This is a genomic window from Bradyrhizobium jicamae, from assembly GCF_018130215.1.
GTDB classification, from domain to species: Bacteria; Pseudomonadota; Alphaproteobacteria; order Rhizobiales; family Xanthobacteraceae; genus Bradyrhizobium; species Bradyrhizobium jicamae_A.
In genome coordinates, this window is sequence record NZ_JAFCKQ010000022.1 from 89,231 (window position 1) to 112,003 (window position 22,773).

Sequence of the window (22,773 nt, forward strand, 5' to 3'; positions counted from 1 at the left end):
GCGGAAATCGCCGCGCCTCACCTCAGTGCCGCGCCAGCAGCACCACGATGATCACAGCCAGGATCGCGCACAAGACTTTCCAGAACGTCACGGGATCGCGGTCGTGCAGCGATTTGCGGCTGGTGGCCGCGGGGCCGGCCCAGCTGGCGCCGTTCTCGAGCTCGTGGGCGAATTCGATGGCATCGCCGAAGCGCTGCGCGGGATCGACGCTGAGCGCCTTGCCGATCACTGCATCGAGCCAGGCCGGCAGGTCCGGCCGGTAGCGTGACAGCGGCGCCGGTTTGCCGAAGCGCGGCCGCGAGAACGGCTCGATCTCCCCGAACGGGTAGCTCGCCGTGAACATGCGATAGACGGTGATGCCGAGCGCGAACAGGTCGGAGGCTTCGTTGCCCGCGTTGCCCGCAAACAGCTCAGGCGCCATGTAGCTTGCCGTACCCGGAATGTCCTCTGCGGGAAAATCCTCCAGCAACGGCACACGCGCGACGCCGAGATCGACGAGGCGCAGGCCGCCGTCGGTCAGCAGGATGACGTTGTCGGGCTTGATGTCGCGATGGATGATGCCGGCGCGGTGCAGCGCGGTGACGGCGCGCACCAGCTTGGTCGCGATCGCAATGCCTTCGGACAGCGACAGCCGCGGTGCGCGGCTCAGCCGCTGCTCCAGCGTCTCGCCCTGGTAGAGCGGCATGACCGAATAGAGCCTTGTCTGGCGCTCGGCGGGCAGCTCGATGATCTCGCCGATCCACAGGCTGCGCACCCGCGAGGCGACCCAGGCTTCGCGCACGAAAGCGAGGCGGTAGGAGCCTTCGCTGGCGACGCGCGGATGCGGGAATTTCAGCACGACCTCGCGCCCGGCGCGCTTGTCGGTCGCCTGGAACAGGCGGCTGTAACGGCCGTCGGACAGCACGTCACCGAGCGCAAAATCGTCGATCATGTCGCCGCTCTCGGGCAGATCGAGGATCGGCAGCGTTGCGATCGCGTGCGTGAGCTCGTCGCGGTCGGCCGGCGGCAGGTCGACGACGTCGAGCACCAGGGCGGTGGTGTTGTCGCTGCTGCCGGCGGCGAGCGCGGCATCGACGATGGCGCGGGCGGATTCATCCGGCGGCGTGCGCGCGCCGAGCAGGTCGTGGAGGCGCTGGTCACTGATCGCTCCGTGCACGCCGTCGCTGCAGATCAAGAGCCGGTCGTGCTGCCTGAGCCCGACGCTGGTGGTGTCGAAGCGGGCGAATTCCTCGAAGCCGATGGCACGGCTCAACAGATGCGCAAGATCGCCGCGGCCGGCGATGTGGTCCTGGGTCAGCCGCTCCAGCCGGTCCTCGCTGAGCCGGTAGGCGCGGGTGTCGCCGATATGGATGACGTGACACTGCCGCCGCGACAGGATCAGCGAGGTGAACGCGCAGGCCATGCCGCTGCGCGCGGCGTCGACACGGCCCTGGCTGTGGATCCAGCTGTTGGCGGCTTCCAGCGCGCGGGCCGCACGGCGGCGGACGCCGAGCGTCTCCGGCAGGGAATAAAAGGCATCGATGAAGCTGCGGATCGCGACCTCTGCGGCCTCGCGCCCGCCCTTGTGGCCGCCGACGCCGTCGGCGACCGCAGCAACGATGTCGCGGCTGACGGCGCCGGGCCTGCCGAGGCAGGCCGCGACATAGTCCTCGTTCGCGTCGCGCTTGCCGGTCTCGCTGGCGAAACCGACGCGAACCCCGAGATCCCGTTGCGACCCGTTCGCCACGCGCATTGTACCTTGTCAGGCCTTCAGCGCGTGGTCGTCTAGACGCGCGCTCCCGATACGGCGCCCCACGTGGTGCGCCAGCGGACCTTGACCATGGCAAGTCCGATGAAGCCAAGCAACGCCAGGAAGCCGAAGAACAGGAAGCCGACGCCGAAAGAGCCGGTCATGCCCTTGGCGGTGCCGAGCGTCTGCGCCAGGAAATAGCCGCCGATGCCGCCGGCGCAGCCGACGAGGCCGGTCATCAGCCCGATCTCCTGGCGGAAGCGCAGCGGGATCAGCTGGAACACCGCGCCGTTGCCCATGCCGAGCGCGAGCACGCCGATCGAGAACAGCAGCACCGAGATCCAGGCGATGCGTGGCATCGCCATCAGCGCCCAGCCGCCTTGCGTCGGCGCGGTCGGCCCTTCCGGCATGAAGGCGATCACGACATAGGCGGCCACGACGATGCCGAACAGGATCGACAGCGAGCGGATGCCTCCGATGCGGTCGGCGATCAGGCCGCCGACCGGGCGGAAGCCGGAGCCGAACGCGACGATCAGCGCCACCAGCAGGCCCGCCGCAACGCCGGAGACGTGATACTGCACCGTGAAATAGAGCGGCAGCGCATTGGCGAGGCCGACGAAGCCGCCGAAGGTGATGAAGTAGAAGAACATGAACCAGCGGGTATCGGAATCCTTCAACAGCGCGCCGTAGGCCTTTAGCGAAACCGGCTTGCGCTCGCCCGGCGCGTCCTTGGCGGCCGCGACGTAATAGGCCAGCACCATCAGCATCGGGATCAGCAGGCAGCCGAACACGGCCTGCCAGCCCCAATGCTCGGCGATGGACGGTGCCAGCAGCGTGTCGAGCACGACGCCCATGTTGCCGGCGCCGGCAATGCCCATCACCACGCCCTGATATTGCGGCGGATACCAGCGGCTGGCCTGGGGCAGGGCGACCGCGAAGGATGCGCCGCCGATGCCGAGCACAACGCCGAACAATACGACCGCGAGCTTGCTGGGGAGGCCGAGTTGCCAGACCACAGCGGTCGCCGCGATGACGATGAGCTGCGCGATGATGCCGGTGCGCTTGGCGCCGATGGTGTCGGCGAGGATGCCCATCGGCACGCGCAGCAGCGCGCCGGCCAGCACGGGGATCGCGACCAGCGTGAACTTCTCGTTCACAGCCAGATTCATGTCGCGCGCGATGTAGACGATCAGCGGGCCGAGCGCGACCCACGCCATGAAACTGATATCGAAATAGAGGAACGCGGCCAGGAGTGTCGGCAGGTGACCCGCCTTCCTGAATTCGGCAAACTTCATTGCTCAAGCCTCGCAATCGTGGGGCCGACGCGCGCGGTGCCGCCGCGGCTTCGGCTCAACGGGATGGATTGTTGGTGAAAGCGAGAGCCGCTCTCGTCGTTGAGGCGCGCTCGATTGAACAAGTGGCAGCAATAACCGTGCCATCGAATCAAAACGCTGCGCTTCGCCTGCAATCGCAAGGCGTTGTCGTCGCATCTGCGCCGTGCGCGATGAATGTCATTGCGATGGCACCCGCCGCGTAAACGCGCAGGCTGGTGCTTTTTTGAGCGACGCGCGCATTGGTGCGCGACGCCGCTGCTGCTCCGCGTTGACGATCGTCATCGCTGACTCGAATGCTGGGGTGCACAAGAGATGACCGGCATGGCTAAAAATTCGGCCGGCGATCCACGCCCGATATAATCATGAAAATCCGAAGTGGTCAAAAACGTATTGATTTTGCTGGATAATTTGGTCGTCCAAAGTTGGCATGCGTTTTGAATATCAGGAAGCAAAGGAAACTTGATCGTCATTGAAGACGGTCTGCGCCCGCGGCTGGGCTTCCTAACAATCCCAACCTCAATCGATGTTGATCGACGACGCATGCCGCGTCGCTGAGCAGCGTCGTCGGAATTGAAAGGCAGACCATGCTCGACAAGGTTACGAAGCAAAAGCTGGTGGTGATCGGCAATGGCATGGCCGGCATCCGCACCGTGGAGGCGCTGCTCGAACGCGCGCCCGATCTCTACGACATCACGGTGTTCGGCTCCGAGCCCTACGGCAACTACAACCGCATCCTGCTGTCGCCGGTGCTGGCCGGCGAGAAGACCGTCGACGACATCATGCTGAACACCGTCGACTGGTACGAGGACAACAACATCACGCTGCGCAAGGGCGAGACGATCAGCATGATCGACCGTCGCACCTGCGAGGTCGTCACGGCGACCGGCGAGCGCACGCCCTATGACCGTCTGCTGATCGCGACCGGCTCCAACCCGATCGTGCTGCCGCTGCCGGGCAAGGACCTGCCGGGCGTGATCGGCTTCCGCGACATCTACGATGTCGACCGGATGATCGAGGCCTCGACCGCCTACCGCAACGCCATCGTGATCGGCGGCGGCCTGCTCGGCCTCGAGGCCGCCAACGGGCTGATGAAGCGCGGCATGAATGTCACCGTCGTGCATCTGCTCGACACGCTGATGGAGCGGCAGCTCGATCCGGTCGCCGGCGGCCTGCTGCGCAAGTCGCTGGAAGAGCGCGGCATGGTGTTCAAGATGCCGGCGCAGACGCAGGCGATCCTCGGCGAGGACCGCGTCACCGGCGTGCGCTTCGCCGACGGCACCGAGATGGCGGCCGATCTCGTCGTCATGGCGGTCGGCATCCGGCCGAATTTCGAGCTCGCCAAAAAGGCGGGCCTTTATTGCGAGCGCGGCATCGTCGTCTCCGACACCATGCAGACCTATGACGGCCGAATCTATGCGGTCGGCGAATGCGTGCAGCATCGGCGGCAGGTCTACGGCCTGGTCGCGCCGCTGTTCGAGCAGGCCAAGGTCTGTGCCAACCATCTCGCGATGAAGGGCTTTGCCACCTATGACGGCTCGGTCACGTCGACCAAGCTGAAGGTGACCGGCATCGACCTGTTCTCGGCCGGCGATTTCGCGCCGGGTCCCGACAAGGAGGAGATCGTGCTGCAGGACGCCAACCGCGGCGTCTACAAGCGCATCATCCTGAAGGACAAGAAGATCGTCGGCGCCGTGCTCTACGGCGACACCATCGACGGCCCGTGGTACTTCCAACACCTGCGCGACGGCACGGACGTCTCGCATATGCGCGAGCGGCTGGTGTTCGGCGCCGCCAATCTCGGCGAGGGCGGCGTCAGCGGCCAGAGCTCGGTCGCGGCGATGAGCGACGAGACCGAGATCTGCGGCTGCAACGGCGTCTGCAAGGGCGCCATCGTCAAGGCGATCTCGGACAAGAAGCTGTTCACGCTCGACGATGTGCGGGCCCACACCAAGGCATCGTCGTCCTGCGGCTCCTGCACCGGCCTCGTCGAGCAGGTGCTGGCCTTCACCCTCGGCGGCGACTATTCGGCGGCGCCGAAGGTCAAGCCGCTGTGCAAGTGCACCGATCACAGCCATGACGACGTGCGCCGCGTCATCATCGAGCAGCAGCTCAAGTCGATTCCCCATGTGATGCGCTTCATGGAATGGAAGACGCCGAACGGCTGCCATTCCTGCCGCCCGGCGCTGAACTATTATCTGGTCGCGACATGGCCCGGCGAATATCGCGACGACCAGCAGTCGCGCTTCATCAACGAGCGCGTCCACGCCAACATCCAGAAGGACGGCACCTATTCGGTGGTGCCGCGGATGTGGGGCGGCGTCACCACGCCGAACGAGCTGCGCGCGATCGCCGACGTCGCCGACAAGTTCAACATTCCGACCGTCAAGGTCACCGGCGGCCAGCGCATCGACCTGCTCGGCGTCAAGAAGGAGGATCTGCCCGCGGTGTGGGCCGATCTCAACGACGCCGGCATGGTGTCGGGCCACGCCTATGCCAAGGGCCTGCGCACGGTGAAGACCTGCGTCGGCTCGGAATGGTGCCGGTTCGGCACCCAGGATTCCACCGGCCTCGGCGTCAAGATCGAGAAGTTCATGTGGGGCTCCTGGACCCCGGCCAAGGTCAAGCTCGGCGTCTCCGGCTGCCCGCGCAACTGCGCGGAGGCGACCTGCAAGGATGTCGGCGTGGTCTGCGTCGATTCCGGTTACGAGATCCACTTCGCCGGCGCCGCCGGGTTGCACATCAAGGGCACCGAGTTCCTGACCAAGGTCGAGACCGAGGACGAGGCGCTCGAGGTGATCGTGGCGTTGACCCAGCTTTATCGCGAGGAGGGCTGGTACCTGGAGCGGATGTACAAATGGTGCGACCGCGTCGGTCTCGAGCAGATCAGGAAGCGCGTCGTCGACGACGTCAAGAACCGAAAGGCGCTGTTCGAACGCTTCGCCCATTCGCAGCAATTCGCGCAGACCGACCCGTGGGCGGAGCGCGCGAGCCGCGGCGTCGACCGCAACGAATTTGCCCCGCTCGCCGAATTGGAGTTCGCATGACCCAGTGGATCAAGATCGGCGCGCTGACCGACATCCCGCGGCTCGGCTCGCGCGTGGTGCGGACGCCCGGCGGCAACGTTGCGGTGTTCCGCACCGAGAAAGACGACGTGTTCGCACTCGACGACCGCTGCCCCCACAAGGGAGGGCCGCTGTCGCAGGGCATCGTGCACAACAAGCGCGTGACCTGTCCGCTGCACAATTTCGTCATCGAACTTGCAACCGGCGAAGCGGTCGCGCCCGACGAGGGCTGTACCCGCGCGCACCCGGCCAAGGTCGAGAACGGCGTGGTGTGGCTGTCGCTGCGACAGACAGTGCCTGCGAGCTGAGGCCTTCAGCCAATGCCCGTCAAGACCACGTGTCCCTATTGCGGTGTCGGCTGCGGCGTCGTCGCTGACAGGGACGCGGATGGCAAGGTCACCGTCTCCGGCGACCGGGAGCATCCGGCCAATTTCGGCCGTCTCTGCAGCAAGGGCTCGGCGCTCGCCGAGACCATCGGCCTCGAAGGGCGGCTGCTTGCGCCGTTGATGAACGGGCAGCCGGCGACCTGGGACGACGCGCTCGATCATGTCGCAGGCCAATTCGCGCGCATCATCCGCGAGCACGGGCCGGATGCCGTCGCGTTCTATGTCTCCGGCCAGCTGTTGACCGAGGACTATTACGTCGTCAACAAGCTCTCCAAGGGCTTTGTCGGTACCGCAAATATCGACACCAATTCGCGGCTGTGCATGGCCTCCAGCGTGGTCGGGCACAAGCGCGCGTTCGGCAGCGACACGGTGCCCGGCTGCTACGAGGACCTCGAGCAGGCGGATCTTCTGGTGCTGGTCGGCTCCAACTCCGCCTGGTGCCATCCGATCCTGCATCAGCGCATGCTGGCCGCCAAGGAGAAGAACCCGGCGTGCCGGATCGTCGTGATCGATCCGCGCCGCACCGCGACCTGCGAAGGCGCCGACCTGCATCTGCCGCTGCGCGCCGGCAGCGACGTCATGCTGTTCAACGGGCTGCTAGCCTATCTCGCCGGCAACAACGTGATCGATCGCGACTTCGTCGGCAACGCCACGTCAGGCGTCGCCGACGCGCTGGCGCAGGTGGCCGGCCAGACCGTGGCGCGCACAGCCGGGGCATGCGGATTGACGGAAGGCACGCTGGAACTGTTCTTCGACTGGTTTGCGCGGACCGAACGCGTCGTCACGCTCTATTCGCAGGGCGTCAACCAGTCGACCAGCGGCGTCGACAAGGTCAATGCCATCATCAATTGCCATCTCCTCACCGGGCGCATCGGCCGTCCTGGCATGGGGCCGTTCTCGCTGACCGGCCAGCCCAATGCGATGGGCGGCCGCGAGGTCGGCGGGCTCGCCAACCAGCTTGCCGCGCATATGGATCTCGAGAACGCCGCGCACCGCGATATCGTGCAGCGCTTCTGGCGCGCCCCCGTGATGGCGGAAAAGGGCGGGCTGAAGGCGGTCGACATGTTCGATGCGATCGCCGACGGCCGCATCAAGGCGGTCTGGATCATGTCGACCAATCCGGTGGTCAGCCTGCCCGATGCGGACCGCGTGCGAGCGGCGCTCGATGCCTGTGAGCTGGTCGTCGTTTCCGACTGCATGCGCCACACCGACACCACGCGCCATGCCCATGTGCTGCTGCCGGCGCTGGCGTGGGGCGAGAAGGACGGCACCGTCACCAATTCGGAGCGGCGGATCTCGCGGCAGCGGCCGTTCCTGCCGCCTCCCGGTGAGGCGCGGGCCGACTGGTACATCGTCTGCGACGTCGCCCGCCGCATGGGCTATGCCGGCTTCGATTACGCTGCTGCGGCCGAAGTGTTCCGCGAGCATGCCGAGCTGTCCGGCTTCGAGAACGGCGGCCGGCGCGATTTCGACATCTCGGCGCTGGCGACCTGCGACGATCAGGCCTACGAAGCGCTCGAGCCGGTGCAATGGCCGGTGACGCGCGACGCGCCATCGGGCACCGCGCGGATGTTCGAGACGCCGCACTTCTTCACGCCCGATCACAAGGCGCGCTTCGTCGCGGTGAAGCCGCGCGCCGCGCGCAACGCGACCAGCCGCGACTATCCGCTGGTGCTCAATACGGGCCGCGTGCGCGACCAGTGGCACACCATGACGCGGACCGGAAAGACGGCGCGGCTATTGTCGCACATCTTCGAACCCTATGCCGAATTCCATCCCGAGGATGCGCGGATGGCGGGCGTCAAGCATGACGGGCTGGCGCGGCTGACGAGCCCCTGGGGCAAGATGATCGCGCGCGTCGTCGTCACGTCGGAGCAACGCCGCGGCTGCGTGTTCGTGCCGATGCACTGGAACGAGGAATTCGCCGGCGCCGGCCGGGTCAATGCGCTGGTCAATCCGGCCGTCGATCCGCTGTCGGGCCAGCCGGAGTCCAAGCACACGCCGGTCAAGGCCGATCCCTTCCGGCCGAAATGGCACGCCTTCATCCTGAGCCGCAACGAGATCACGCGTCCGGCGAGCGGCTACTGGGTTCACGGCCAGGCCGGCAATTGCTGGCGGCTGGAGTTGACCGGCAATGAGCGTCCCGAAAGCTGGCGCGACTGGGCGCGGACGCAGCTCGGCCTCGACGATGTCGCGATCGAGTGGATCGCCTACCGCGATCCGGCCGCGGGCCGCTACCGCTACGCTGCGGTGCGCGACGGCCGGCTGGAGGGTTGCGTATTCATCGCGCCGAACCACACGCTGCCGTCGCGGGTGTGGCTGATCGGCCTATTCGCCGAGCAGGAGCTCTCGGCCAATGCGCGGATGTCGCTGCTGGCCGGACAACCGTTTGGAGACGGCGAGGACAGGGGCGCGATCGTCTGCTCCTGCTTCGGCATCGGCCGCAACCAGATCACGGCGGAGATCCGCAACGGCGCCGACAGCGTCGAGGCGATCGGACAATGCCTGAAGGCGGGCACCAATTGCGGCGGCTGCAAGCCCGAGATCAGCAAGCTGATCGCGACCACGGCGATACCACTGCCGTCATCGGCCGCCGCGGCGCAGCCGCAGCTGGCGGGGTCGCTCACGGAGTAGGGGTGTGCTGTGGAGATGCGCACATCTCAATGATGGAGCCGGATGGATTCAGGTCCCTTCAGGTTTCCTGAGGCGGAGCAGCGCTGTCGACCTGCGGCAGCAGGCCGGGCGAGTGGCGCTCGACCAGTCCGCGCATCGTCGCGATGATCGTGCCGGCCTCCGCTGAAATCATCGAGCTTGGGCCGGCAACGGTGATCGCGAGCGGTGGGGTCTGGTCCGAGTCGGTCAGGCGCATTGCAATCGCGCTCAGGCCCGGCGTTCCCATCTCGCGCGTATAGGCAAAGCCCTGGCGGCGAATCGTCGCCAGCGCCTGCTGGATGTCTGCGAACCGCACCTGACATGACGCAGCTTCCTCGGCGTTGATGCGCTGGACGATCCGTCTTGCGTCGTCATCATTCATCAGGCTCAGGAACAGCCGGCCGGGCGTCGAGTGGGTCAAGAGCCGGCGCGCGCCGGGTTCGAGATAGTAGCGGACCGGCGTCGTGCCCTGCAGCACACGCAGATACTGGCTGTAGAGCTGATTGCGCGCCACGACGAACGTCGTCAGCCGCGTCGCGTCGCGAAGTTCGCGGGTGATGTCGTCGAGCGTCAGACCCGGAATCGTCTGGCCCTTGATCCAGCCGCCGAGCAGGGCGACCCGGACCGTCGGCCGATAGGTGCGTTCCTGCCGCGCGTGGTCGAGATAGCCGAGCTCGACGAGACTCTTGAGCAGCGCCGCGGTGCTCGATGTCGGATAGTTCAGGCGGCGCGCGATCTCCGTCATCGTTGCCGGGCGCTCGATCTCGGCAAAATATTCGAAGATGCGCAGCACGCGATGCGCCGACTTGACGACGGACGGATCGGTGTCGCCATCGGCGGGACGAAACAGCTCGTCGTGCCGGTTCGCCTCGATCACGGTCGCCGAGGGATCATCGGCGCGCGGACCGGCGCGCTCGGCAACGATGCGCCTGCGTCCCCGGCGGGAGAGGGACGGCGTGTCGGAGCGAACTCCCTTCATCTGTTGTCGTCCGTTGGCCCCCGTGTGAGGGGCGTTCATGGTGCGGCGCGGTACGGCGTTGGCGCGCCTCGTGCGAACCGAATGTGCCGCGAAACCGACGGAGGTCAAGACTTGGCGGACCCGCGGCCGCGCGGCATTTCCTCCACGTATCTGGAATTATTTGCGCGGGCCCTTCCCGGCATGGACAACGCGGCGATCGTTGCCGATCTTGCGCGTCAGGTTCGAAAGCAGCACCCAGGGAGATCTCCGATGCAGATGAGCGCGCATGATGTTCGCGGCGCTGATGCCGCGGTTACGCCGGATCCAGCGCGCCACATCTCGCCGGATTGTGCGGGCCTCAATTTCTACGATCTCGACCGCGGGTTTCGCGACCTGCTCAGGCTGTATCTGTCGGAGGCCGATCATCGGCAGTTGGAGCCGCATTTCCGGAGGCTCGGCGAGCTCGCGGGCGGCCGGCTCGACCGGCTGTCCCGGATCGCCGACAAGCATGCGCCGGTGCTCAATCCGAGGGACGCGTATGGCCGCGACGAGGACTGGATCGACTATCATCCGGCCTATCGCGACATGGAGGCGATCGCCTTCGGCGATTTCCAGTTCCACGCCATGAGCCATCGCGGCGGCGTGCTCGGCATGGACCGGCCGCTGCCGGCGGTCGCGAAATATGCGTTCCAGTATTTGTTCGTTCAGAGCGAGTTCGGGTTGATGTGCCCGATCAGCGTCTCCGACACGTCGACGCACCTGATCCGCAAATTCGCCTCCGACGAGCTGAAGGACTACCTGCTGCCGAAGATGCTGTCGGCTGACATGGCGACGCTGTGGAAGGGCACCCAGTTCATGACCGAACGCGCCGGCGGCTCCGATGTCGGCGCCATCGAAACCATTGCGCGCCGCGACGGCGACGTCTGGCGCCTGAGCGGCGACAAATGGTTCTGCTCGCATGCCGATGCCGACGTCGCGCTGATGCTGGCGCGACCGGAAGGTGCGCCGTCGGGCACCAGGGGTCTCGCGCTTTTCGCGCTGCCGCGCCGCCTCAAGGACGGCCGCCGCAACACCTACCGGATCGTGCGCCTCAAGGACAAGCTCGGAACCAGGTCGATGGCGTCGGGCGAGATCCGTCTCGACAATGCGGTGGCCTATCTCGTCGGCGACCCCACGCAAGGCCTCAAGCAGATGATGGAGCAGGTCAATCTCTCGCGCCTGTCGCATGGCGTGCGGGCCGCCGCGATGATGCGGCGCTGCGTCAACGAGGCCATGGCGAGCGCCGGGGCGCGGGTCGCGTTCGGCCGGAAGGTGATCGAATTCCCCTTGCTCCGCCGCCAGCTGATGAAGCTGATCGTGCCGAGCGAGCAGGCGCTGTCGATGATGATGGTGGCGGCATCGGCGATGGACCGGGCGAACGCCGGTTCCGATGAGGCAAAGGACCTCGTCCGCATCCTGACGCCGCTCCTGAAGTACCGGGCCTGCCGCGACAACATTCCGGTCGCCACCGGCGCGATGGAGACGCGCGGCGGCAACGGCTATATCGAGGAGTGGGTGCAGGCGCGGCTGGTGCGCGACGCCCATGTCGGCGTGCTCTGGGAAGGCACCAGCAACATCAACGCACTCGACATCATCACGCGCGCGGTCGGCAAGAGCGCAGCGCACCGCGCGCTGGCGGCAGCGATGGAACGCCGGCTCAGCGAGGCGAAGGACCTGCCCGAGCCGTTCGCAAGGCGCCTTCGCACGGCGTTCGACCGCGCTGTCGCCTTCGCCGAGCGCGTGGCCGACGATCGCGTCCCCGAGCACTCTGCGCGGCTGGCGGCCAGCGCGCTCTACCATGCGGCCTCCGCGATCGTGCTGGCATGGGAGGGATGTCAGGCGGACGTTGACGCGAAGCGGCTGCTGCTGTCGCGCTTCGTGCTCGAGCATCGCCTGACGGCGAAGGATCCGCTCGCTCCGGCGGATGATGCGTGGGAGCGCGACGCGATCGCGCTGGTGCTTGCCGGTGAACCGGTGCCGCTGGACCGGGCGGTCGCCTGCCTGACGGCCTGAGGGCGATACACTGCGGACGTGTCCTTGTCGAGGACACCTAGCAGCCGCGGCAGATGCTCTTCAGCCTGGTGTTGAGCAGGCGGTCCTCCTCCTCGGAGGCCGCCTTGGTATAGGGATCGTCGCCGTGGCGCTTGTCGGAGGCAAAGGTGCCGGCGCCGTCGCCGTGCATGTGGCGCATATGCATGCCGCCATGTCCATGACCGCCGCTGCGTGCGCCTGCCGCCGGCAGCGAGGCTGCAAGCATCGCCAAAATCAATCCCATCCTGGTCATCGGCCGCATCGTCCTGCCTCCTCGTCGGGCGGACCATATCGTCCGATTCGACCGCAGCCGCTTCACAATTTCGCGCGGCGGACGGCCGGTTCCGGTACGATCCACGTCAGCCGCAGGCGGATGGTGTCATGCGGACAATGCAGTGCTCGCGCGGCCAAAATGGTGTATCGCCAAGCTCTGCCGCGCGCGGGCACCGCCCCGGCGCCACACAATCAACAGATCGCAACATATCGGAGGAAGCTTACATGTCGGCTCTGCCACTCTCGGGCATCAAGATCGTCGACCTGACGCGGGTGCTTGCGGGCCCGGTGTCGGCCCAGATGCTGGCGGATCTCGGCGCCGAGGTGATCAAGATCGAGCGCCCCGGCGGCGGCGATGACGCCCGCGCCTTCGGCCCGCCCTATCTTGCCGATCCCGACGGCAGGCAGAACAACAACAATTCGTTCTACCTATGCGCCAACCGCAACAAGAAGTCGGTCACCGTCAACATTGCCAAGCCGGAAGGGCAGGAGATCATCCGCGAGCTCGCCAAGACGGCCGACGTGATGATGGAGAACTACAAGGTCGGCGACCTCAAGCGCTACGGGCTCGACTACGAGACCATCAGGAAGCTCAACCCGGGCATCATCTACTGCTCCGTGACGGGCTTCGGCCAGACCGGCCCCTATGCGCCGCGCGCCGGCTATGACGCGATCCTGCAGGCGATGGGCGGCCTGATGAGCGTCACCGGCCATCTCGACGGCGAGCCCGGCGCAGGCCCGATGAAGGTCGGTCCCTCGATTGTCGACTACATGACCGGCATGAATGCCTCGATCGGCATCCTCGCCGCGCTGTTTCATCGCAAGGCGAATGGCGGGGATGGGCAGCATGTCGACGTCTGCCTGTTCGACACCGTCATCGCGTCGCTGTCGCACTGGGCCCAGATCTATCTCGTCAACGGCAAGACCCCGCCGCGGCGCGGCACCTGGGGCAATGGCGGCATGCCGGCCGGCGTGTTCCGCTGCACCGACGGCGAACTGATGCTGGTGGTCGGCAATGACGGCCAGTTCCAGCGCACCTGCGCCGTGCTCGGCGAGCCCGAGCTCGCCAACGACAGGCGCTTCGTCAGGAACAACGACCGCGTCGTGCACGGCAAGGAGATCATGGCGATCTTCGCCGGCCTGTTCCTGAAGAAGCCGGTGGCCTACTGGCTGGACAAGCTGGAGGAGGCCGGCGTGCCCTCGGGTCCGATCAATGATTTCGAGCAGGTGTTCAACGACCCGCATGTGCAGTCGCGCGGCATGCGGATCAAGGTCGATCATCCCTTCGAGCGTGAGCTGTCGCTGATCCGCAATGCGCTGACCTTCTCGGGTACGCCGATCACCGACTACCGCGCCCCGCCGCTGCTCGGCGCCGACACCAGGGACGTGCTGGCGACGATCGGCTACGACGCGGCCAGGGTCGACGCGCTGAAGGCACAGGGGATCCTGTAACGGAAGCCGGTTCCGCATCGCGGTTGCAACATTTCGACCGGCATCGAAACATGGTTGACGCTGCCGTGCTAGCCTGACGCCATCGATCGTCCATCGAAGGGTGTCCGCAATGAAACGGGAAGTCGTCCGCGTCGAACCGATCTCGACCTGGCTGGAGCGCTGGAAGGCGCCGGCCTCGCCGGTGACGCGGGCCGGCAACATGATCTTCGTGTCCGGCCTGCCGCCGTTCGATCCGGCAACCGGCGAGATCGCCGCCGGCGCGTCGATCGAGCAGCAGAGTGAACTGGTGATGGCGCAGCTCAAGAGCTGCCTCGAGGCCGCCGGCGCCTCGCTCGACAATGTGATGAAGTGCAACGTGTTCTGCACTTCGGCAAAACATTTTGCCACGTTCAACGCGATCTATGCGCGATACTTCCCGCACCAGCCGCCGGCGCGGATCTTCGTCTGCATCCCGGAATGGACCGGGCCGTTCGACGTCGAGATCGATTGCATCGCGATGGTGTGAGGAGAGCGGTGGGCTGACCGCAGAGAAACCGCGCTTCCTCTCCCGCTTGCGGGAGAGGTGAGGTCGGGCCAAATCACAAATCCTGGCGCGTCAGCCGTCCATGCATGACCGCCGGCCGTACGGGAGGCTTGCTCGCGACTTCGCCGATCGTCAGCGCCATCACCGAGACCGTGACCACGCGGTCGATGATCCCAGCGACGTCGTCGAGGTCGCATTTGCCTTCGGACAATTTGAGCAGCCGTTCCTTCTCGCGGATGGTGTGGTGCGCCATCGAAAGCGCGAAGTGCAGGCCCCAATAGAGCTCGGTGTCGTTGCTCGCAGGCATCGCGCGGCGCATCGCGGCGGCGAATTTGCGCAGATGATCGACCTCGCGGTTCTTGATGCGGCGGATCGGCGGCACCGATTCGATCGAGGCGCGGATCATGAAGCGCGCGGCGGTCGAGCCTTCGCGGTCGGGACCGAGGCAGCCGCGCAAGGTCGGGCCGACCAGCGCGCGCATGATGTCCTCGATCGAGGCGCGGCCGCCGCCGCGCTCCTCCGCCACCTTCAATTCATTGAGACGCTCGCGGTTGGTCTGGATGCTGCGGGTGACGAACAGCTCGGCGATCAATTCGTCCTTTGAGCCGAAATGGTAATTCACCGCAGCGAGGTTGACGTTGGCCTCCGCGACGATGTCGCGCAGCGTGACGTCGCCGAAGCCGCGGTCGGCATAGAGCCGCTCGGCGGCGGCGAGAATGGCGGATCGGGTCTGATCGCTCGGCATGGGTCACCCCCAATGCTGCGGTTGCTTTTCAAACATTTGTATGAAACTATCGTTTGAAGAGCCGGAAATGTCAATCGGCATCTCGCGCCGATGGCGTTCTGGCACACCACGGTCGCGATCCGCGAAAGCCCTTGCAGGCTCCGGGCGCGAGGTGGACAGTGCGGCCCAAAATCTAGGAAACGAGGAGCGTCCCATGGATTTCACCATCTCGGCCAAGCAGAAGGAATGGCTGGAGCGCGTTCAGGCCTTCATGACCACGCACGTCCGCCCGGCGGTGCCGATCTATGACAAGCAGGACGCCGAAGGCCCGCGCTGGAAGGTGATCCCGATCCTCGAGGAACTGAAGAAGAAGGCGAAGGCCGAAGGCCTCTGGAACATGTTCATGCCGCCGTCCTCGCATGAGGACGATGAATTCCACGGCGCGGGATTGACCAATCTCGAATACGCGCTGCTGTCGGAGGAGATGGGCCACATCTCCTGGGCCTCCGAAGTGTTCAACTGTTCCGCGCCCGATACCGGCAACATGGAAGTGTTGATGCGCTACGGCACCAAGGAACAGAAGCGCAAATGGCTGCGCCCGCTGCTCGACGGCGAAATCCGCTCCGCCTTCCTGATGACCGAGCCGGCGGTGGCCTCGTCGGATGCCACCAACATCGAGACGCGGATCGAGAAGGATGGCGACCACTACGTCATCAACGGCCGCAAATGGTGGTCGTCGGGCGTCGGCGATCCCCGCTGCAAGGTCGCGATCCTGATGGGCAAGACCGATTTCAACGCCGCCAAGCATCAGCAGCAGTCGCAGATCCTGGTGCCGCTCGATACGCCCGGCATCAAGGTCGAGAAGATGCTGCCGGTGTTCGGCTTCGACGATGCGCCGCACGGCCACGCCCAGGTGCTGCTCGAGAACGTGCGCGTGCCGAAGGAGAACATCCTGCTCGGCGAGGGCCGCGGCTTCGAGATCGCGCAGGGCCGCCTCGGTCCGGGCCGCATCCATCACTGCATGCGCACCATCGGCAAGGCCGAGGAGGCGCTGGAGAAGATGGTGAAGCGGCTCGCCTCGCGCACCGCGTTCGGCAAGAAGATCATCGAGCATTCGGTGTGGGAGCAGCGCATCGGCGAGGCCCGCACCGACATCGAGATGAACCGCCTGCTGTGCCTCAAGGCGGCCGACATGATGGACAAGGTCGGCAACAAGACCGCGCAGGCCGAGATCGCGATGATCAAGGTCGCCGCGCCCAACATGGCGCTGAAGATCATCGACCAGGCGATCCAGGCCTATGGCGGCGGCGGTGTTTCGGACGAAGCCGGGCTCGCCAGGGATTACGCCCACATCCGCACGCTTCGTCTCGCCGACGGTCCGGACGAGGTGCACAATCGCGCCATTGCCAGACTTGAACTTCGGAAGTATGCAAACAAGACGCACTGACCAGGCATGATCCGGAAAAGTCGACACCGGCTTTCCGAAACATCATGCTTCAAGATAGAAACGAAATCAGGCTGGCAAGCCAGCCTGATTTAGGGAGCGTCGCCGCGGATGGCGCTCTCCAAGAACTGAGTTGAGGGAGCGTCATCGTGGCGGACGGCGTCAGAAAAGACGAGGAATTTTCCGGCACAAGGGAAGTCGAGGAGCGTCATCGTATCAACGAGACGAACCTCGCTGCCTGGATGCAGGACAATGTCGAGGGATTCCAGGGCCCGCTGAAGGTCCTGCAATTCAAGGGCGGGCAGTCGAATCCGACCTACAAGCTCGAGACACCCGGCCGCAATTACGTGATGCGCCGCAAGCCGTTCGGTAAATTGTTGCCGTCGGCGCACGCGGTCGACCGCGAGTTCCGCGTCATTGCCGCGCTCGGCAAGCAGAACTTCCCGGTCGCCAGAGCCTATGCGCTGTGCACCGACGATGCCGTGATCGGCTCGGCCTTCTACATCATGTCGATGGAAGAGGGGCGGGTGTTCTGGGATCCGACGCTGCCGAGCCAGCCGCCGGAGGCGCGCCGGAAGATCTTCACCAGCAAGATCGAGACGCTGGCGAAACTTCACCTCTTCAATCCGGAAGCGATCGGGCTCGCCGATTTCGGCAAGCCGGGAAATTATTTCGCGCGGCAGGTCGATCGCTGGACCAAACAATACCGGGCCTCCGAGACACAGCATATCGAGGAATTCGAGAAGCTCGCCGAATGGCTGCCGAAGACGGTGCCTCAGCAGCAGCGCGTCTCGATCGTCCACGGCGATTATCGCCTCGACAACATGATCTTCCACGCCACCGAGCCGCGGGTGCAGGCGGTGCTCGACTGGGAACTGTCGACGCTCGGCGATCCCATGGCCGACTTCACCTATCTGCTGATGCAGTGGACCATGCCGGGCCTCGCCGGCGCCGACCTCGAGGCGCTGAACATTCCGAGCCAGGACGAGGCCGCCGAGATTTACTGCAAGGTGACCGGCATCGCCGTGCCCGACCTCAATTGGTATTTTTCCTACAATCTGTTCCGCCTCGCGGGCATCACGCAGGGCATTGCCGGGCGGGTGCGCGACGGCACCGCCGCGAACGCCAAGGCTCTCGAATCGGCCAAGCGCACCGTGCCGCTGTCAAAGGCGTCGTGGGAATACGCGCAGAAAGCCGGCGCAACCTGAGGCAAGCCGCGCGTTTCGAGACCGCTGCGCTTCAATGATCAAGGCCCCGCTGCGCGCAGCAAGCGGGGCCTTTCGTTTGAGCGACGCGCTTTCAATGCGGCGTGCCGGCCGGCGGCTTCGGTCCCTTGTCGCTGCTGCCGTTCTTCGGCTTCAGCAGCGTCGGCGCGGCCGGTTCCGACGACACGGGCTTTCGCGGCGACGGCTTCGCATCGTCGATGCCCTTCGCGATCGCAGGGTGGTGATCCTTCTCGTCCTGATAGCGCCCGTCCAGGCTGGAGTTGATCACGTCCCAGATCTGGCGGAGCCGCCGGACGTGGAGATCGTCCCTGACATAGGCGATGACGGCGCTCAGAATATCCTTCGGATCGAGCTTGCGCTCGCTGCCCTTGGCGCCGGCCTGCGAGACCGCAGGCGTCTCGGCGGCGAAGTTGCTGACGTCGAGGCCGAGCAGGATGTAGGCGACGCGCTCCTTCAGCAGCGGATTGTCGAGGCAGCGTTCGAGATCGAAGATGGTGCGGATATGGATGTCGCGCAGCGCGATCGTGCGCGCCGGCCCGACCGCCAGGATGAGCTGCGCCTGCGCGACCCAGTCGATCACCTCGTACAGGCCGTAGGGCGTCTCGACGAAGATCTGGATCGGATTCATGGTCGCGAGATTCTGCACGTCCTCGATCTCGAATTCGCCGAGCCGCAGCTTCATGAAGGGATCGATGCCGAGAATCATGTCGAGCGGCAGCTCTTCCTGCAGCGCCTTGCTGGCCGGGCTGACGCGGCGCAGCCGGATCCATGGGAACTTCGCGATCAGCGCAGAGATGAACAGGTCAGGCACGAACCCGATCACGAACGCCGCGGCGATCTTCGGCTTGTCGCCGAGCGCGTCGAGGACGCCGCTCTGCGCCACCGCCGCGCTGACGAACAGGGCCAGTGTGATGTGCAGGAACGAGGTGAAGAACGAGATCGGCGACAGGTCGAAATTCGCGATCCGCCGCACCAGGTATTGCAGCGTCCAGACGTAACTGCTGAGAAACGTGTAGGTCACCATTCCCTGCCAGCCCGTGGGGCTTGCATAGAAGCTCGGATTGCCCGGCTGGCGCGGCGTCGGCGAGAATGCGAACTCGAAGCAGAGGAACGCCAGCAGCACGTAGATCGCGACCGGGAAAATGTAGAAGCGGATCGAATTGGCGTTGGTCGAGCCGGCCCGCTCGGGATTGGAATCCGGATCGTACTTGTATTTGACCAGCTCGAACGACGGCAGGATGATCGGACGGCCATCGGACTTGGCGAACTGGAACAGACGCTCGAGATCGAGCACGACCTCGCGGCGCGAGGCCCGCACGTTCATGCGGCCGACATAGACGCCGAGCGGAACGAGCAGGCTGAAGGTGGCGATGGCGACTGCGCGAAGCACGCCGTCGCTGAGAATTTCTGCAAGATTGGACATGAGTAATCGCCTTTGGCTCCAAGGAACGTCATCGACGTCGTTCGAGACGTTCTTTGGCCCTTGCGGCACTCAAGCGGGCCTCCTGCGGCGTGCAACGGCGTTCTGCTCGCGCGCATCAATCGTGTGCCGGAGACGGGACGAGCGATTGGCGCCTACACGTCGAAACTGCACCTCTTGTGCGTCGAAGGGCGCGACAAGAAAATTCCGGAACAAACGTCCAGCAATGGATTTGCGTTCAATTTTAAACGTTCACTATCTTTCTATTCAACCATGGATGGTATCTGCGCGCAAGCTTTCGCAATGCCGGCAGCGCGACACCACGGAGCGACAAAATGCGGCATGCGGCTTGAGTTTGCCGCTGCGCTTTGGCAATGGGATTGGTCAGAAAACCTGCCCTTGTCCCGAACCGAATTTCTCATCTTGAAGCTATCTCCAAACATAAGCGGCGGCCTGTTCATGGCCGCGGCCATGGCCAGTTTCACGATGAACGACGCCATCACCAAGGCGGTATCCGCGGAGGTCAATATCGGCGAGATCCTCGTCGTCCGCGGCCTGGTGTCGATGGTGCTGGTCGCGGCGCTTGCCGCGCATCGTGGGGCATTGCGCTCGTTCCGCGTTCTGTTGATCGGTCCGGTGGCATTACGCGTGTTTGGCGAGATCGGCGGCACGCTGACCTATATGGCGGCACTCTCGCAGATCCCGCTTGCGAACGCGTCGGCGATCTTCCAGGCGCTGCCGCTTGTCATCACGCTCGGCGCGGCGCTGGTGTTCGGCGAGCCGGTCGGCTGGCGGCGCTGGCTGGCGATCACGGCCGGCTTCATCGGCGTGCTGGTGATCGTCCGGCCGGGCGCGGAGGGCTTTAGCCAGGCCGCATTGCTGGCGCTGGCCTCGGTCGGCTTCTGTGCGGTGCGCGATCTTGCGACGCGCCGCATCCCGACCGAATTGCCGACCCTGTTCATCACGCTGGTGACGACCGTGACGGTCACGACGGCGGGCGCAGTCAGTCTGGTTCCGCTCGGCGGCTGGCGCCCGCCGTCCGGCCACGCGCTCGGCCTGCTCGCGCTCGCCGCGGTGCTGATCCTGATCGGCTATCAATGCATCATCGTGGCACTGCGCACCGGCGACATCTCGGCGGTGGCGCCGTTCCGTTATTTCGCGCTGCTGTGGGCGATGCTGCTCGGCTATCTCGTGTTCGGCCACAGGCCCGACGCGGCGATGCTCGCCGGTGCCGGGATCATCGTTGCCTCCGGCCTCTACGCCTTCTACCGCGAGCGAAAGCGCGACAAGCTCCGCCCGGCCGCAACGGCGCCGGGCCTCCCGCCGGACGGGTTGTGAACGGGCGCGCTTGAAGGCCGGCACCGCGTCCCCATCTCTGCGGGCAACAGGAGGCGGCGATGATCCAGCAACTGCGCATCTACGAGATATTCGAGAAGAACAAGGCCGCGTTTCACGCCCGCTTCCGCGACCATGCGGCCCGCATCATGACGGGACGATACGGCTTCAAATTCGCCGCCATGTGGGAGACGAAGTTCGGTGACCGCACCGAATTCGTCTATCTGCTGGAATGGCCCGACGAGGCGGCCAAGACCGCGGCCTGGGCGGCCTTCATGGCCGATGCCGAATGGTCCGAGATCAAGCGGGTGACCCATGCCGAGCACGGCCTGATGGTCGGCCAGATCGAGGACCGGCTGCTGACGCCGGTGGATTATTCGCCGGCGCGGGCACGCAGCTTGCTGGCGGCCGGGTAGGGGCGGACGAGTCCGTAGCCCGGGTGACTTGTCCGTGGTGGCAAAGGAAGCGGCGATATCCGGGAAGCTGCCCCCCGTGTCGCTTCGTGCATGCGGGCCAGGAATCTGCGCTAGCCCTTCGCACAATGCGCGATCAGCCGCGCGACGAATTCCCCGCAGCTCTCGAGCTGCGACATCTCTATGAACTCATCCGGCGTGTGGGCCTGCGCGATTCCGCCGGGACCTATCACCACCGACGGCACGTCGGCCATGTCGACGAACAGGCTGGCCTCGGTGCCGAAGGCGACCTTGGCGTGGTCGTTGCGTCCGGCGAGCTGCTTGGCGAGCGTGACGATGGCCGCGTCCGCCCTGGTGTCGAGTGCGGGATAGTCGAGGATCTCCTCGAAATCGATGCCGCATTCCGGATGCCTCGCCCGCATCGCCGGCTCGATCTCGGCCTTCGCCCAGGCGATGATCGCATCCGTCACTTCCCTGGATTCGGTGATGCCGATGCCGCGGCATTCGAACTCGACGACGCAATGGTCGGGCACGATGTTCAGCGCCGCGCCGCCGTGCACGATGCTGGTGAGGAGGGTGGAGTGCGGCACGTCGTAGAGGCTGCCCGGCTCGACATCCGCGGCCAGCAGCGCGGCGCGGCGGCGGATTTCCGATATCAGCTCTGCCGCATATTCGATGGCATTGACGCCGTCGGGCGCGATCGAGGAGTGGCGCGCGAGCCCACGGAACGTCGCGCGCACGCCGTGCTTGCCCTTGTGCCCGATGATCACCTGCATCCGGGTCGGCTCGCCGACGAAGCAGCCGAGCGGCTTGATCGGCTTTTTGGCGACTTCACCCAGCATCGGGCGCACGCCGACGCAGCCGATCTCCTCGTCATAGGAGATCGCGAGGTTGATCGGTGTCTTCAGGTCGACCGCGAGCATCTCCGGAACCATGGCGAGACAGACCGCGACAAAGCCCTTCATGTCGGTGGTGCCACGGCCGTAGAGCTTACTGTTGCGCTCGATCAGCGCGAACGGGTCGTGGGTCCAGTCCTGTCCGGCGACCGGCACGACGTCGGTATGCCCTGACAGCACCAGGCCGGGCTTGTCCGCAGGCCCGACCGTGACCCACAGCGAGGCCTTCTGCCCGGTCTCGTCCACGATGCGCTCGGCGCTGATGCCGAGCGTGTCGAGATAGCCCTCGATGTAGTCGATCAGCGGCAGGTTCGAGCGGTCGCTGATCGTGTCGAAGCCGACGAGCTTGGCAAGGATGGTTCGGATACGTTCGGAGCGTTGGCTTGGCATGAGCAGGCTCATTCGCGAGGACTGGGGCTGGGCACATTCTGAGGCATTGATTTGCCCGACGGGTCAAGCCCCCGCAGTAAAAATATTTCGGTTTATCGTAATGACAAACCAGTGTATAGAGTTTCCGTCTCACCCGCTCGAGGGGCGCTTCGCGATCGTCACGAACGTTGCGGTGGGATGCGGTGGACGTTCATGCGTGACTGACGAGAGCGCATGCAGCGGACGGCGAAATCGTGCAGGCCTGACGCCCTGGTGGCAGGTGTCTCATCAGCGAGGGCAATGTCTCTCGCTGGCGACGGTGACAAGAAAGCCCAGTCTCGCCGGGGAGAGCACGTATAAGCCGTAACCCATCGCGCAGGGAAAGCCGGGTTGTTCCCGGTTACACCTGTGGTCCTACCCCCGTGCTTTCTACCTTGCACGGGGCCCATGGGTGCGATCGGCACCCGGCTTTCCCTGCGCCCTCTGCTCACAGAGCGGCGAAACGAA

Annotated in this window: 17 protein-coding genes; 10 read left to right on the forward strand and 7 right to left on the reverse strand. The window is 65.4% G+C overall.

The window, feature by feature from the left end:
• Window positions 1-22 precede the first annotated feature (22 nt).
• Together JQ586_RS22930 and JQ586_RS22935 are read right to left on the reverse strand one after the other, a co-directional pair.
• The gene (locus JQ586_RS22930; protein ID WP_212396880.1) at window positions 23-1,732 is read right to left on the reverse strand and encodes a bifunctional protein-serine/threonine kinase/phosphatase; all 1,710 of its coding nucleotides are present in this window, start codon (window positions 1,730-1,732) and stop codon (window positions 23-25) included.
• Window positions 1,733-1,764: 32 nt separating this feature from the next.
• Window positions 1,765-3,024: an MFS transporter gene (locus JQ586_RS22935; RefSeq protein ID WP_212396881.1), complete on the reverse strand. Its 1,260-nt coding sequence runs from the start codon at window positions 3,022-3,024 to the stop codon at window positions 1,765-1,767.
• Between the two features lie 623 nt (window positions 3,025-3,647).
• On the opposite strand from JQ586_RS22935, the gene nirB reads away from it, so the two are divergent.
• Genes nirB through JQ586_RS22950 form a run of 3 tightly spaced genes read left to right on the forward strand, consistent with a single transcriptional unit; the run spans window position 3,648 to window position 9,145 of the window.
• Window positions 3,648-6,107, forward strand: coding sequence for a nitrite reductase large subunit NirB (nirB, locus tag JQ586_RS22940; protein ID WP_212396882.1), 2,460 nt, complete (start codon window positions 3,648-3,650; stop codon window positions 6,105-6,107).
• Complete coding sequence (gene nirD / locus JQ586_RS22945) at window positions 6,104-6,433, forward strand: nitrite reductase small subunit NirD (protein WP_212396883.1); 330 nt, start codon at window positions 6,104-6,106, stop codon at window positions 6,431-6,433. The genes nirB and nirD overlap by 4 nt, the downstream gene beginning before the upstream one ends.
• Before the next feature lie 12 nt (window positions 6,434-6,445).
• Entirely contained in the window at window positions 6,446-9,145 is a 2,700-nt protein-coding gene (locus JQ586_RS22950; RefSeq protein WP_212396884.1) for a nitrate reductase, read from the forward strand.
• 58 nt (window positions 9,146-9,203) lie between these two features.
• Here the strand turns inward: JQ586_RS22950 and JQ586_RS22955 are convergent, their stop codons facing one another.
• Entirely contained in the window at window positions 9,204-10,142 is a 939-nt protein-coding gene (locus JQ586_RS22955; protein WP_212396885.1) for an IclR family transcriptional regulator, read from the reverse strand.
• A gap of 255 nt (window positions 10,143-10,397) precedes the next feature.
• Between JQ586_RS22955 and JQ586_RS22960 the strand changes: the two genes are divergently transcribed.
• The gene (locus JQ586_RS22960; protein WP_212396900.1) at window positions 10,398-12,173 is read left to right on the forward strand and encodes an acyl-CoA dehydrogenase family protein; all 1,776 of its coding nucleotides are present in this window, start codon (window positions 10,398-10,400) and stop codon (window positions 12,171-12,173) included.
• A 37-nt stretch (window positions 12,174-12,210) separates the two neighbouring features.
• On the opposite strand, the gene JQ586_RS22965 is transcribed toward JQ586_RS22960, so the two are convergent.
• Complete coding sequence (locus JQ586_RS22965; RefSeq protein WP_212396886.1) at window positions 12,211-12,453, reverse strand: hypothetical protein; 243 nt, start codon at window positions 12,451-12,453, stop codon at window positions 12,211-12,213.
• Window positions 12,454-12,689: 236 nt separating this feature from the next.
• Here JQ586_RS22965 and JQ586_RS22970 point away from each other — a divergent pair, with 236 nt between their 5' ends.
• A complete protein-coding gene (locus JQ586_RS22970; RefSeq protein WP_212396887.1) occupies window positions 12,690-13,916 on the forward strand; it encodes a CaiB/BaiF CoA-transferase family protein in 1,227 nt (408 codons plus the stop codon).
• A gap of 109 nt (window positions 13,917-14,025) precedes the next feature.
• The gene (locus JQ586_RS22975; RefSeq protein ID WP_212396888.1) at window positions 14,026-14,421 is read left to right on the forward strand and encodes a RidA family protein; all 396 of its coding nucleotides are present in this window, start codon (window positions 14,026-14,028) and stop codon (window positions 14,419-14,421) included.
• Window positions 14,422-14,494: 73 nt separating this feature from the next.
• On the opposite strand, the gene JQ586_RS22980 is transcribed toward JQ586_RS22975, so the two are convergent.
• Window positions 14,495-15,184 carry a TetR/AcrR family transcriptional regulator gene (locus JQ586_RS22980; RefSeq protein WP_212396889.1) on the reverse strand — a complete coding sequence of 230 codons (690 nt, stop codon included), beginning with the start codon at window positions 15,182-15,184 and terminating at the stop codon, window positions 14,495-14,497.
• Between the two features lie 193 nt (window positions 15,185-15,377).
• Here JQ586_RS22980 and JQ586_RS22985 point away from each other — a divergent pair, with 193 nt between their 5' ends.
• Entirely contained in the window at window positions 15,378-16,610 is a 1,233-nt protein-coding gene (locus JQ586_RS22985; protein ID WP_212396890.1) for an acyl-CoA dehydrogenase family protein, read from the forward strand.
• Window positions 16,611-16,756: 146 nt separating this feature from the next.
• Window positions 16,757-17,815: a phosphotransferase family protein gene (locus tag JQ586_RS22990; RefSeq protein WP_212396891.1), complete on the forward strand. Its 1,059-nt coding sequence runs from the start codon at window positions 16,757-16,759 to the stop codon at window positions 17,813-17,815.
• 91 nt (window positions 17,816-17,906) lie between these two features.
• Here the strand turns inward: JQ586_RS22990 and JQ586_RS22995 are convergent, their stop codons facing one another.
• Window positions 17,907-19,256, reverse strand: coding sequence for a hypothetical protein (locus tag JQ586_RS22995; protein ID WP_212396892.1), 1,350 nt, complete (start codon window positions 19,254-19,256; stop codon window positions 17,907-17,909).
• A 420-nt stretch (window positions 19,257-19,676) separates the two neighbouring features.
• Here JQ586_RS22995 and JQ586_RS23000 point away from each other — a divergent pair, with 420 nt between their 5' ends.
• The gene (locus tag JQ586_RS23000) at window positions 19,677-20,591 is read left to right on the forward strand and encodes a DMT family transporter (protein WP_212396893.1); all 915 of its coding nucleotides are present in this window, start codon (window positions 19,677-19,679) and stop codon (window positions 20,589-20,591) included.
• 59 nt (window positions 20,592-20,650) lie between these two features.
• Entirely contained in the window at window positions 20,651-21,004 is a 354-nt protein-coding gene (locus tag JQ586_RS23005) for an NIPSNAP family protein (RefSeq protein WP_212396894.1), read from the forward strand.
• Window positions 21,005-21,114: 110 nt separating this feature from the next.
• On the opposite strand, the gene argE is transcribed toward JQ586_RS23005, so the two are convergent.
• Window positions 21,115-22,287, reverse strand: a complete 1,173-nt coding sequence (gene argE / locus JQ586_RS23010; RefSeq protein WP_212396895.1) for an acetylornithine deacetylase — start codon at window positions 22,285-22,287, stop codon at window positions 21,115-21,117.
• Window positions 22,288-22,773 lie beyond the last annotated feature (486 nt).